This window comes from Mesorhizobium argentiipisi (SeqCode) (assembly GCF_037179585.1).
Lineage (GTDB): Bacteria > Pseudomonadota > Alphaproteobacteria > Rhizobiales > Rhizobiaceae > Mesorhizobium > Mesorhizobium argentiipisi.
In genome coordinates, this window is record NZ_JAPYKO010000004.1 from 13,225 (window position 1) to 25,504 (window position 12,280).

11 protein-coding genes are annotated in these 12,280 nt (G+C 63.3%); 9 read left to right on the top strand and 2 right to left on the bottom strand.

Translation table 11 applies throughout. The annotated features are described in order from the left end of the window. Position 1 precedes the first annotated feature (1 nt). From O7A05_RS08065 to O7A05_RS08100, 8 genes are all read left to right on the top strand, one after another. Positions 2 to 1,030 carry a glycosyltransferase family 2 protein gene (locus O7A05_RS08065; RefSeq protein WP_337092467.1) on the top strand — a complete coding sequence of 343 codons (1,029 nt, stop codon included), beginning with the start codon at positions 2 to 4 and terminating at the stop codon, positions 1,028 to 1,030. Positions 1,031 to 1,153: 123 nt separating this feature from the next. Then, positions 1,154 to 1,531 (top strand): hypothetical protein, encoded by a 378-nt coding sequence (locus tag O7A05_RS08070; protein WP_337092468.1) that lies wholly within the window; start codon positions 1,154 to 1,156, stop codon positions 1,529 to 1,531. Positions 1,532 to 1,673: 142 nt separating this feature from the next. Then, positions 1,674 to 2,558, top strand: coding sequence for an endo-1,3-1,4-beta-glycanase ExoK (exoK, locus tag O7A05_RS08075; protein WP_337092469.1), 885 nt, complete (start codon positions 1,674 to 1,676; stop codon positions 2,556 to 2,558). A gap of 74 nt (positions 2,559 to 2,632) precedes the next feature. After that, positions 2,633 to 3,964 (top strand): UDP-glucose dehydrogenase family protein, encoded by a 1,332-nt coding sequence (locus tag O7A05_RS08080; RefSeq protein ID WP_224511596.1) that lies wholly within the window; start codon positions 2,633 to 2,635, stop codon positions 3,962 to 3,964. A gap of 93 nt (positions 3,965 to 4,057) precedes the next feature. Continuing rightward, entirely contained in the window at positions 4,058 to 5,506 is a 1,449-nt protein-coding gene (locus O7A05_RS08085; RefSeq protein WP_337092470.1) for a GMC family oxidoreductase, read from the top strand. An 11-nt stretch (positions 5,507 to 5,517) separates the two neighbouring features. Continuing rightward, positions 5,518 to 5,961: a hypothetical protein gene (locus tag O7A05_RS08090; protein ID WP_337092471.1), complete on the top strand. Its 444-nt coding sequence runs from the start codon at positions 5,518 to 5,520 to the stop codon at positions 5,959 to 5,961. A gap of 34 nt (positions 5,962 to 5,995) precedes the next feature. Further along, positions 5,996 to 7,216 (top strand): glycosyltransferase family 2 protein, encoded by a 1,221-nt coding sequence (locus tag O7A05_RS08095; RefSeq protein WP_337092472.1) that lies wholly within the window; start codon positions 5,996 to 5,998, stop codon positions 7,214 to 7,216. 49 nt (positions 7,217 to 7,265) lie between these two features. Beyond that, the gene (locus O7A05_RS08100; RefSeq protein WP_337092473.1) at positions 7,266 to 8,345 is read left to right on the top strand and encodes a glycosyltransferase; all 1,080 of its coding nucleotides are present in this window, start codon (positions 7,266 to 7,268) and stop codon (positions 8,343 to 8,345) included. A gap of 2 nt (positions 8,346 to 8,347) precedes the next feature. On the opposite strand, the gene O7A05_RS08105 is transcribed toward O7A05_RS08100, so the two are convergent. Both O7A05_RS08105 and O7A05_RS08110 read right to left on the bottom strand, forming a co-directional pair. Beyond that, positions 8,348 to 9,370 carry a phosphoribosyltransferase gene (locus O7A05_RS08105; RefSeq protein ID WP_337092474.1) on the bottom strand — a complete coding sequence of 341 codons (1,023 nt, stop codon included), beginning with the start codon at positions 9,368 to 9,370 and terminating at the stop codon, positions 8,348 to 8,350. A 39-nt stretch (positions 9,371 to 9,409) separates the two neighbouring features. After that, entirely contained in the window at positions 9,410 to 10,906 is a 1,497-nt protein-coding gene (locus O7A05_RS08110; protein WP_337092475.1) for a lipopolysaccharide biosynthesis protein, read from the bottom strand. 196 nt (positions 10,907 to 11,102) lie between these two features. Here O7A05_RS08110 and O7A05_RS08115 point away from each other — a divergent pair, with 196 nt between their 5' ends. Further along, complete coding sequence (locus O7A05_RS08115) at positions 11,103 to 12,275, top strand: glycosyltransferase (protein ID WP_337092476.1); 1,173 nt, start codon at positions 11,103 to 11,105, stop codon at positions 12,273 to 12,275. Positions 12,276 to 12,280 lie beyond the last annotated feature (5 nt).

Here is a 12,280-nt window from a genome sequence, read left to right on the forward strand (position 1 = left end):
CATGCCCGTGACGACGCCCATAACGACCTCCGGGGTCTGCGTCATCATCGCCGCGCGCAATGCGGCGCGCACCATTCCCGGCGCCATCGCTTCGGCGCTGCGCGAGGCCGAGGTGGCTGAAGTCATCGTGGTCGACGACGCCTCCACCGACGACACCAAGGATGCGGCTTTGGCCGCCGATGACGGCAGCGGCCGGCTTGCCGTTATCCGCTTCGACGTCAATCGCGGTCCTTCCGCCGCGCGCAACGCCGCTATCCAGGCCTCCAAATCGCCCTTCATCAGCATTCTCGACGCCGACGATTTCTTCCTCGAAGGCCGCTTTCGCCGGCTTTTCGCCAGCGCCGACTGGGATTTCGCCGCCGACAACATCATGCTGATCCGCGACGACGCCGCGACCGACCCCGCCAAGGTCGCAGCGCCGTCTTTCGCGGCCGAGCCGGAATTTCTCGATTTCGAGCGCTTCATCGACGGCAACATCTCGCGCCGCCGTGTGCGGCGCGGCGAACTGGGCTTCCTCAAGCCGGTGATCAGCCGGGCTTTCCTCGAGCGGCATGGGTTGAGCTATGACGAGAACCTCAGGCTTGGCGAGGATTACGAGCTCTACGCGCGCGCTGTCGCTTACGGGGCTCGGTTCAAGATCATCAAGTCCTGCGGCTATGGCGCGATCGTGCGCGCCGATTCGCTGAGCGGCCGCCACAGGACGCAGGATTTGAAGCGTCTTGCCGATGCCGATCTGGCGCTGCTCCAGATCGACAGCCTTCCGGAGCGCTCGAAGGCCGCGTTGTGGCGCCATGAGCGCCATGTCCGCGACAAATACCGGCTGCGCAACTTCCTTGACGTGAAAGCCGAGCGTGGGCTGGCATCGGCCGCGGCCTACGCCTTCGCAAGCCAGTCGAATCTGATCCCGATCGTGCGCGGCGTCGCCGCCGACAAGCTCGACGCGCTGTTCCGCCGCACCGGGATTGTTGCGCCGCAGCAAATGCCGCCGACGCGCTTCCTGATGGCGGCAACCAACGCCGCAAGCGGGTGATCCCGCATTGTCTTGGAAGCTGCCGCCCCTCAAAAAATCCGCATTCCGAAAACTATGATGTTGCCTAGTCGCTGCTGGAATGGCAGTCTTGTTGCAATGCAGCAATTTCGAAAGGCCGATAGGATGGCTTCGATTTTTGGCTTCAGATCCCGGGATCCGGCGCGCGACCGGCAGACCGATCTGCAGCGTTTCGACCGGCTGGCGAAGCTGTTCGACCAGATCGCGGCGGAGATCGAGGCGGAGAAAACCGGGCTGGAGAATCGTTACAAGTCGACGGCCGCCAACGCGGCCTTTCTTGTCGAGGCGATGGAGAACGGTTCGGCATCGGCCAGCAAGGGATCGGACGTCAGCGCGATGACCAACTCGATCCTGAACTGCGAGCGGCGCATTGCGGAGCTCGCTCGCCAGAAAGGTTTGATGAAGGAACTGCGTCATTCGCTCGACGCGATCGTCGAGAATGGTTCCGATCGGCCTGCTGCGCAGGCGACGGCAAGAGGCTGACGGCGCCTTCAGGCGCCGTCATCGGTACGAGACATCGGTAGAAGACGTTAGAGGAGTTCAAAGGGCGAAGGTTAAAAAGCGGCTCGCTCATGCGAACCGAGGATGACTTTGGGTTGGGCGGACAACACAAGGTGAGTTTGTTATGAACGCAGATCCGGACAACACCTCCAAAGAGGCGGCTTGCGCGATGGCGCATGCGCCAGGGAGCCGATTAACCAGCCTGCGGCTCGGCGTAGTCGGCGCGCTGTTTGCGGTCGTCGCAGCAACCCTTTCGAACCTGCATCCCGCGCAAGCGCAAGAGGCGCAGCAAGAGCTGCAAAGCGCGCCGTCCTTCGTCGACAATTTCTCGAATTTCAACCAGTCCCGCTGGTTCGTCTCGGACGGCTGGACCAATGGCGCCCATCAGAACTGCACCTGGTCGAAGGATCTTGTGCGGCTTTCCGACGGCGTGCTGTCGTTGGGCTTCGAAAAGCGCAAGCTGAAGGACCGCGAGTTCGCCTGCGCCGAAATCCAGACCAAGCAGCGCTACGGCTACGGCGTCTACGAGGCGCGCATGAAGACCGGCACCGGCTCCGGCCTCAACGCGGCCTTCTTCTCCTATATCGGCCCGCAGGACAAACAGCCGTGGGACGAGATCGACTTCGAGGTCCTCACTAAGGACCCCTCGAAAGTCCAGGTCAACAGCTACATCCAGGGCAAGCCGAAGAACGGCAAGCTGGTCGACGTCGAGGGCGGCGCCGACAAGGGCTTCAACGACTATGGCTTCGTCTGGGAGAAGGACCGGCTGCGTTGGTATGTCAACGGCAAGCTGGTCCATGAAGTGACCAACCCGGACGAGCTGCCGAAGCATTCGCAGAAAATCTTCTTCAGCCTCTGGGGCAGCGACAAGCTGACCAACTGGATGGGCGCCTTCACCGATCCCGGCAGCAAGGTGACCATGCAGGTCAAGCGCGTCGCTTTCACCGCTCTGGGCCAGCCATGCCAGTTTCCGGAATCGCTGGCATGCAGCATAAGTAATTCCAACTAGGCCGCTGGGCCTGGGGGACATCTGAACCGGCCGGACCGCTTTTGTGGCCCGGCCTTTGACAGGAATAGAACCAAATGAATTTGACGGTGTTTGGGATTGGCTATGTCGGTCTCGTCCAGGCCGCGGTGCTTGCCGAGGTCGGCCACGAGGTAGTGTGCGTCGATATCGACGAGAAGAAGGTGGAGCGGCTCAATCAGGGCCTGATCCCGATTTTCGAACCGGGCCTCGAGACCCTCGTCAAGGAAAATCACGCGGCTGGACGCATCCGCTTCACCACGGATGCGGCCGCGGCGGTTAGGCATGGCCAGATCCAGATGATCGCGGTCGGCACGCCGCCTGGCGAGGATGGCTCGGCCGATCTGAAATATGTGCTGGCCGTCGCCGAGACCATCGGTCGTGAGATGGACAGCGCCAAGATCGTCGTCGGCAAGTCGACCGTGCCGGTCGGCACTTGCGAAAAGGTGAAGGCCAGGATCGCCGAAACGCTGAAGAAGCGCGGCCGCGAGGATCTCGCCTTCGACGTCGCCTCCAACCCCGAATTCCTCAAGGAGGGTTCGGCGGTCGCCGATTGCATGAAGCCGGACCGCATCATCGTCGGCACCTCCAGCGAGGACACCGAGATGGTGATGCGCGAGCTCTACGCGCCGTTCAACCGCAACCACGAGAAGATGATCGTGATGGATGTGCGCAGCGCCGAGTTCACCAAATACGCGGCCAATTGCATGCTGGCGACCAAGATTAGCTTCATGAACGAGATGGCCAATCTCGCCGAGCAGCTGGGCGCCGACATCGAGGAGGTGCGCAAGGGCATCGGCTCGGATCCGCGCATCGGTTACCACTTCATCTATCCCGGCCTCGGCTATGGCGGCTCCTGCTTCCCAAAGGATGTGCGCGCGCTGATCAAGACCGCCGAGGGCGTCAAGTTCGACGCCAAATTGCTGCGCGCCGTCGAGGAGCGCAACAATGCGCAGAAGTCGGTCCTGTTCGATAAGGTCAACCACTATTTCAAGGGCGCGCTCAGGGGCAAGACCTTCGCCGTCTGGGGGCTGGCCTTCAAGCCCAACACCGACGACATGCGCGAGGCGCCGTCGCGCACGCTGATGGAAGCGCTGTGGGCGGCCGGCGCCAAGGTGCAAGCCTACGATCCCGAGGCGATGCAGGAGTGCCAGGCGATCTATGGCCTGCGTGAGGATCTGCTTTTGTGCGGCACCAAGGAGGCGGCGCTGCGCGGCGCTGACGCGCTTTTGATCTGCACCGAATGGAAGAGCTTCCGCGCGCCGTCCTTCGACGCTCTCAAGGATGCGCTGACGACGCCGGTCATCTTCGACGGCCGCAATCTCTACGATCCCAAGGTGATCGCGCGCTACGGCATCGAATATTTCTCGATCGGCAGGATGGCGGCATGATGACCATGGCCGCTTGCCTCAAGAAGAACTGCAGCCGCGAACGACAGCGGGGCCGACAATGACCATGCGCGTGAAGCAAGAGGGCTCGATCTGATGGTGCTCGACGTTCGGCCCGAACAAATCGCCAGCGAGCATTTCGACCTCGTCGTCATCGGATCCGGCTTCGGATCGTCCTTCTTCCTGCACGAGTTCCTGAAGCGGCGCAAAGCCCGTGTCCTGGTGCTGGAGTGGGGCCGCCACAACACGCATGAGTGGCAGCTCAGCCAGAACGCCAACACCGACATAGACGACGAAAGCACCTACAGGACCGACAACGCCGACAAGCCGTGGAACTACACGATCGGTCTTGGCGGCGGTACCAACTGCTGGTTCGCGCAGACGCCGCGTTTCCATCCCAACGACTTCAGGCTGAAGAGCACCTACGGCATCGGCAACGATTGGCCGATCAGCTATGACGAGCTCGAGCCGTTCTACGGCGACGCCGAGGAGATCATGTCGATCTCCGGCGATCCCGACATGGGGCGGATGCTGCCGCGCTCGCGGCCGTTTCCGCAGCCGCCGCATCGCATGTCGACGCCTGACCGCATGATGAAGGCCGCGCAGCCGGATCAGCACTTCGTCATGCCGACCGCCCGGGCGCGCGTGGCGACGTCGCAGCGCGGCTCGTGCTGCGCCAATCTCAGATGCTGGCTGTGTCCGGCGGATGCCAAGTTCACCGCCAACAACGGCCTGATGCATGTTTTCCAGCATCCGGACGTCTCCGTCTGCCTCGGAGCCGAGGTCCGCCGGTTCGACCATGCCGGCGGTGCGGTCCGCTCCGTCGCATTCGTCCGGGACGGCAAGGACTATTCGGTCAGCGGCGATCTCTTCATCCTCGGCGCCAATGCCATACAGAGCCCCGCGATCATGCTGCGCTCCGGACTTGGCGGTGAGTTCGTCGGCTTGGGTTTGCACGAATCCTATGGCTGGAACTACGAGGCCTATCTCGGCGGCGTCGACAATTTCGACGGCAGCACCATCACCACCGGCCTGAATTTCGGCCTCTATGACGGACCGCACCGGGCCGAGCACGCGGCGGCGCTCGTCTATTTCGAGAATCGCTGGCAGCACGGCATGCGCGCCGAAAAGGGCAGGCTGCGCCAGGTGCTTCCGCTGGTCGTCGTCACCGAGAACCTGCTCGATCCGGAAAACCGCGTCGTCCTCGACAAGGACGACAACGCTTTCGTGAGCTTCAAGGGCGCGTCGGACTACGCGATCAAGGGCATGGCGAAAGCCCTGGAGAGGCTGCCGGAACTGCTCAATCCGCTGCCGGTCGAGCAGATTTTCGATCGCGGCATAAGGCCGACCGAATCACATGTGCAGGGCACGTTGCGCATGGGCACCGGCTCGGCCGACTCCGTGGTCGACCGGGACATGATCCATCACCAACTCAGGAACCTTGTGGTCGTCGGCACCAGCACCTATCCGAGCTGTTCCTGCGCCAATCCAAGCCTGACGGCGGCTGCCCTGTCCTTGCGGGCCGCGGGCCGGCTGGCGGCATGAGGGAGGGATCGATGCAGATCACGCGCCGCACCGCACTGGCCATCGTCGCCGGCGGGATTGCCTCCACCGGCATCGCCGCCGCCGCCGTCTCGTCCTTCTCCGACGAGGACCTGGTTCGCGTCACGCTGGAAAAATATTTCGGCCCGCTAAACATGCGCATCGAGCACCTGCAGCAATTCGTGCTCGAATTCCAGAACCGCAACCCCTGGATATTCCCGAGCGCCAAGGTGGCGGACGTGGTGACGCTGGCGGAAACGGTGAAGCTCGGCAAGGCGCGCGAGCTGCTGCCTCAGGACAAACGGCGCGATCTGCGCCACTTCGACCCCTGGGTCATCGCCGAGTTCCATATGCTGACCGATTATGCCTGGCGCAGCTCGCCCGACGATCCGATCCGCTTCACCGGCTGGCATCCATGCACCAATCCGTTCGCCAATCTGGAATTGCAGAATGCGTAAGGCAGGCGCAACAGAAGATAGTATGAGGTCGCCAATGGCTGCACAGCGGAAACCGACGGTCACCGTCATCGTCCCTACCTTCAACCGCGAAAAATTCCTGCCCGAATCCATCGGCAGCCTGCTGCGGCAGACCGTGGCGCCGGATCAGATCCTGATCGTGGATGACGGCTCGACGGACAACACCGGCGCGGTGGCGGCCTCTTTCCCGGCCCCGGTCGAATATTACCGCAAGGAGAATGGCGGCAAATCGACGGCGCTGAACTTCGCCCTGAAGCACTGCACGGGGGATTTCGTCTGGATATTCGACGACGACGATGTCGCGCACCCGACAGCGCTGGAACGGTTTCTCGCCGCCTTCGAGCGGGAACCGGACGCCGATTTCGCTTTCGGCGAATATGCGCGTTTTCAGCGCTCGGCCCAGATCGAAGAGCAGGATTACGAGATCGTCGCCTTCGGCCATGTCAGCCAGGACAATTTTTTCCCGTCCCATCTCGAATATTGCCACGTCCACCAGCCGGGCCTGTTGGTGCGCCGCAAATGCTATGACGAAGTGGGAGGCTTCAACGAGACCCTGGTGCGGTCGCAGGACTATGAGATGATGCTGAGGCTGGCGCGCCGGTTCAAGGGCGTCAGGGTCGACGGCCTGATGTTCTTCCAGCGCCAGCACGACATGGTTCGCGGCAGCACCAAGGTCGTCATTTCCTATACCGACCGGATAAAGGCCTGGGGCTCGTACGACCGCGTGATCATGGAAGAGATCTACAAGTCGGTCGATCTGCACGAGTATCTCGATCGCTCGGAACAGGCCTTGCCGAAGACGGCCGATCTCGAGATGCAGGCGCTGCTGCAGCGTTCGAGCATCATGGCCAGGAAGGGGCTTTGGCACCACGCGGCCGCGGACATCCGCCGCTATGCCCAGCTTGCCGAGCGAGCCGGAAAGTCGTCGCTCAGCGACAAGGAACGCGCCATCGTGCGGCGCACCTTCGAAGCCTATGACACAGGCCTGGCGTCCGCGCCCGCCGACGCATTCGTCTCGGCGGTGAAGGCATGGAAGTCGGGGCCTCTCAAGGCCGACATCGTCAGGGAATACATGTATTCCTTCCCGCACTACCTGGCGCGGGACTTGAAGGCAGGAAAAGTGATCCCGGCATCGAAGCTGTTGCGGGAGTATTCGACGTTGTCGCTTTCCGCCTCGCTCGGCAGGCTGTGCCAGGCGATGACGTCGAAGCTTCCCTTGGCGCGCAGCGCAAGCTAATGGGCCGTGGCTTGCGGATACTCGCCCGGGCCGAATTAGGAGCAGAACGATGAAAGTGCTTTTTGCAAGCGGCAACGGGTACATTCCCGAGTTCACCGGCGGCGTGCAATCCAACACCCACCACCTGGTCGAACAGCTGATCGAGCACGGCCATCAGGCGTCGGTCCTCGCCTCGTTGTTCGGCGATGGCGTGTTCGGCTTCAAGGCGCGAGCCAAGATGAAGCTGTTGCGGCAGCCCGCGGTCGTCGACAATTTTCCCGGCTATCCGGTGATGCGCGCCTGGTTCCCCTGGGAGGCGGCCGGCTTCGCCGTCGAGAAGACCAGACCAGACGTCGCCGTCGTGCAGTGCCACAAGTCCGTCCTGCTCGGAAAGGCGCTTCTGGCCGAAGGTGTGCCGCTGGTCGTCTACCTCCACAATGTCGAATTCGACGAGCTCGCCGGCGATCCGCGCGAACTCAATTCGGCTTTGTACATCGCCAATTCGGAATTCACCGCGCGCACCTACAAGGAAAAGTTCGGCATCGAGTCCATCGTGCTTCCGCCGACCATCAACGACGCCCTCTACTGCACGCACACGACCGGCGAATTCGTCACCATGATCAATCCCTATGAGGAGAAGGGGTTCGATCTGGCGGTGAGGATTGCGGCCGCCTGCCCGGAGATTCCGTTCCTGTTCGTGGAGAGCTGGAAGCTGGACGACGAGCATCGCGCCCGCGTCGAAAAGACCATCGCGCCGCTCTCGAACGTCACGCTCGAGAACCGCACCGATGATATGAAGACGGTCTATGGCCGCACCAGAATCCTGCTTGCCCCGAGCAAATGGGAGGAAGCCTGGGGGCGCGTGGCGTCCGAGGCGCATTGCAGCGGCATCCCTGTCGTCGGCTCGCGGCGCGGGGGCCTGCCCGAAGCCATCGGTCCCGGCGGCGTGGTGCTCGACTATGACGCTCCGCTCACCGACTGGGCCGCGGCGGTGAGGCGCCTGTGGAACGATCGCGAGGAATACGAACGGCTTTCGGCCTCGGCCCTGGCCTTTTCCAAACGCCCGGAGCTCGATCCCGCGCGGCAGTTGGTTGTGTTTCTCGATCTTCTCGAAAGGGCGGCCCGGCAGGGCGTCCGGCGCGCCGCATAGCTCTACGCCGGGCGCTTTACCCGGTTCTTCAGCGCCTCATAGCCGCGCTCGCCGAGCAAGGCCCGCGCCGTCGCCTTGACGGCCTGCTTTCGCCCGTCGGGCGAATTGATCTGCCTGAGCCGCGCCGGCAGGTTGCGCGCCGCCTGCTGCAGCGCCGGCAGCGACATCGGGTCGGGCAGGCTCACGACATTGGTTTCGACGCACAGCACCGGCTTGCCCGAGAGTTTGGCGATCCTCTGCGCCTGCTCGTGCTCGCTCTCGATGAACAGGATGGCGTCCGATTTGCGGTAGAATTCGGCCTTGAAGCTGCCATGCGCGCCGAGCCGCTGCCGCTCGGCCTTGTTCGGCAGGTCGAGCATGATGAGATGATCGTATTTGATGTCGCGGCTGGCGAGCCATGCCTCGGTCAACTTGCGGTATTTTTCCAGGCGGCTCGTCACCAGCCAGCCGATCTTACGGGTCGGCCCGAGCAGCGGCCGCGCCTCGGCCAGGAATTTCTCGTAGGCCGGGCCGTCGTCGTTTTCCTCCTCGGTCGGATCGAGGCAGAGCACGCCGTCGATGTCGACGCAGCACTGTTCGAGGAACATATGGTGCATGAAATTCCACTGGAACATCCTGGGATGCGGCACGGCCTCGAAGACGATGTCGGTCTCCTCATGCTGCAGCGACAGCCCGAACACGGCGGCGAAGATGAAATCGCCTTCGATGCCGCTGGCCGCGACCTTTTCGCGCGCGTCGCGCATGGCGGTGCCGCCGATGATGCTGTCGTCGATCACCAGGATCTTGCGCATCTCGGACGCCTGCCGGTCGAGCCCCGCCCAGCGTTTCGTGATGCCCGACGTATAGATCCTGCCGGCAAGGAAACTGTCGAGATCGGTCATCGGGATGTTCGCCGTCAGGCTGACCAGCGTCGCGGCGAGGATGCCGCTCCTCGGCACGCCGACGACCAGGTCGATGTCGCGCGGCAACCGGTGCAGGTTGCGCACGATCGCGTCGTTCATGTCTGAAATCGATCGATAGTTCATGCGGTTATCCCTGTCCTGAGATCGGCCTGTCGCACGGGCTCATTTCACCCCGCTCGGGGCAGCGAGGAAGCCGCGCGCCGGGATTAGCCGCAAGGCTTCGCGAAGCGCTTCACGGCCGGCGCTAAATGCCAGCGCGACAACGATGGTGGCAGCATATGAGAGCGCCGCGGCGGCGGCTAGCGCGACAACGGGCGGAGCCTGCAGCATCGGCTTGACGAGCCAGACCGCGCCGAACGCCAGATGCGCGCCAAGCACGAAAGGCAATGCCGCATGAAGCACATGGCTGGCCTTGAGCGGTCCGTGTCTGCCGACATAGAGCCACAGGAAGGGCGTGCGCATATATTCGCTGATCGCGTAGGCGACGGCCACACCGAGCGCGCCGTAAGGAAGGCCGATGGCGAAGGCCAGCACCGAGGTTACGGCGGTGACGATACCCCAGCGCATGAAGTCGCCCGAACGGCCCTGGCTTACGAACAGCCATCCGGCAGGGTTGTTGAGCGGCTGCAGCAGTCCGGCAAAGCCCAGCGCCAGGAAGATCGGCGCGCTTCCCCGCCATTGCTCGCCGAGCACGAAGGGGATGAGCGTGTCGGCCATGGCGGCGGCGAAGGCGACACCCGGAAGCGCCACCAGCAGGATCAGCGGCATGACGCGCAGATAGGCGCTGCGGTAGCGGTCCGGCTCGTCCTTCAATCGCGACAACGCCGGCACCATCACCTTCGCCAGCGGGTTGGTGATCTGGCTGAGCGGAAAAAGCAGAAGCTTGTAGGCGCGGTCATAGAGGCCGAGCTGCGCCTCGCCCCAGTATTTGCCGATCAGCACATTGTCGAGGTTGCGGGCAAAGAAATTGGCGAAATTGAAGCCGGTGATGCCGGCGCCGAAATTGACCAGCGCGCCGATGCCGTCGACCTTGCGCGGCAGGCCCGGGCGCCAGCGCGAGAAATACCAGTAGCACAGCGTCGGCAGCACGGCGCTTGCCAGCGTGCCGGCGAAAAGCGCCCAGTAGGAGCGATCGATGAAGGTCCAGAGGATCGAGACGGCGACGCCGAGGACGGCGCTGGCGATATCTATGATGGCCAGCCGCGTGAACTCCATGCGGCGCGTCAACAGCGCCACATGCTGCGCTCCCAGACCATAGGCGATGATCTGCAGGCCGAAGGCGGCGACGAGGCCGGTCACGCGCGGCTCGCCATAGAAAGCGGCGACCAGCGGCGCCGAAGCCGCAAGCACACAGGCAAGCAGGGTGCTTACGGCCACGTTGATCCAGAACAGGTAATTGACCTCTTCGTGACGGATACCGGTCTTCTGGATCGTCGCCTGGGTCAGGCCGAAATCCTGGAACAGCGCGATGAAGGCAAGCACCGGCGCGCACATCGCCACGACACCGAAATCCTGCGGCGACAAAAGCCGCGACAGCACGATGACCGAGATGATCTGCGTCGCCACCCGCACGCCTTGCGCCATCGCGGTGACGGCCGCGCCGCGTCCGACCGATTTGCGCAGAGAGCCCTCAGGCGGATCGAATGCACTGGTTTCCAAATTCAGGATCCCTGATCTTGCGACCGGCCCGACATCGCCGTGACCGGCGCCCACCGCCATCTATAAGCTACCTTAAGACGTTTTTGCAGTGCAACAAAAAATGTGCGAGCGCTTGCTACGCCGCACCAAAATTGTTGCGATGCAGCAAAAGCTGTACTAGCATTCCCGATGGGTGGGCCAACAGCGGTCGAGTTACATGCTGCATGTCTTGTACCTTGTGCATGACGTATCCGACCCGGCGGTGCGCCGGAGGGTACAGATGCTCAAGGCAGGCGGCGCCAGGGTCACCCTGGCGGGCTTCCGCCGCACCACCAGCCCGGTCGCCGAGATCGAAGGCATCGAGCCTGTCGACTTAGGCGCGACGCGCGACGGCCGATTCGCGCAGCGCCTCAGTGCTGTCGCCAAGGCAGCCATGTCGATCGGCGCGAAGCTGGGCGCCGTGCCCAGGCCCGATCTGATCATCGCGCGCAACCTCGAAATGCTGGCGCTGGCCCGCCGCGCCAATGCCGCCCTCGGGACAAACGTGCCGATCGTCTACGAGTGCCTCGATATCCACCGTCTCGTGCTGCGCGACGATTTTGTCGGCAGGACGCTGCGCGGCGCCGAACGTCATCTCGCCCGCGACGTGAAGCTTCTGGTGACGAGCTCGCCGGCCTTCGTCGCCAATTATTTCGAGCCTTTCGGGCAGATCGTCGCACCCGTCGAGCTGATCGAGAACAAATATTTCGAGACGGCATCCGTCGTCGCCGCGCATTCTTCCGAGGACGACGGCCCAACGACCCCGCCCTGGCGCATCGGCTGGTTCGGCGCGCTGCGCTGCCGCCGCTCGCTGGAGCTGCTCGCCGACTTCACCCGCCGGCAGGCGGGACGTTTCGAGGTCGTGCTCAGGGGGCGTCCGGCGCTATCCGAATTTTCGGATTTTCATGGCTTCGTCGAGGCCGAGCCGTGGCTTTCGTTCGGCGGCTCTTACCGCAATCCGGAAGATATGGCGGCCATCTACGGACAGGTGCATTTCTCCTGGGCGATCGATTTCTTCGAAGCCGGCCAGAATTCCGAATGGCTGCTTCCCAACCGTCTCTATGAGGGCTGCCGCTTCGGCGCCGTGCCGATCTCGATGGCGGGCACCGAAACCGGCCGGTTCCTGAAGCAGCAAGACATCGGCGTGCTTCTGTCCGAAGCCACGCCCGAGGGCATCGAAGTGATGCTCGGCCAGATGGATCAGGATCGATATCGCGGCCTGAAGTCGCGGGTGCTGGCGCGCAATCCGCGGACCTGGAGCTACGACCGCAGCGACTGCGCGGCTTTCGTCGAAAAGCTTCGCGACCTCGCCGCCCTGCCTTCAACCTTTGTGACGGAGGCGGCGGCGTGATGGCA